The organism is Chromohalobacter sp. HP20-39 (assembly GCF_033052815.1).
Classification (GTDB): Bacteria; Pseudomonadota; Gammaproteobacteria; order Pseudomonadales; family Halomonadaceae; genus Chromohalobacter.
On sequence record NZ_JAWHTP010000154.1, the window covers coordinates 1 to 452 of the forward strand.

Consider the following 452-nt stretch of genomic DNA (forward strand, 5'->3'; position numbering starts at 1 on the left):
AGCCGCACCCTGCTGCTGTCGCGCCAGGGCCAGGAGTTCGGCATCGAGGACAGCTCGGCCCCCATCGTCAACGAGGCCGGTGAACTGCTCGGCGCGGTGCTGGTCTTCCACGATGTGACCGAGCAGCGGCGCTTGTCCGGCGAAGTCGCCTACCGCGCCAGCCACGATGCGCTGACCGGGCTGGTCAACCGGGTCGAGTTCGAATCGCGGCTGCGCCGCCTGCTGGCCCATGCGCGCGAGTTCGAGGACCAGCATGCGCTGCTCTACATCGACCTGGACCAGTTCAAGCTCGTCAATGACGCCTGCGGCCACAGCGTGGGCGATGAACTGCTCAAGCAGGTCGGCCGCCTGCTGAAGGAGGCGGTACGGGCTTCCGACACGGTCGCACGGCTCGGCGGCGATGAATTCGCGGTGCTGCTGGAAGCCTGCCCGGCCGAGCGGGCCAAGCGGGT

General features: G+C 68.6%; 1 protein-coding gene. It reads left to right on the forward strand.

From position 1 onward, the window contains the following. Nucleotides 1–452, forward strand: a 452-nt coding sequence (locus RVY79_RS17410) for a diguanylate cyclase domain-containing protein (protein ID WP_317465738.1), incomplete at both ends; no start/stop codon positions are given.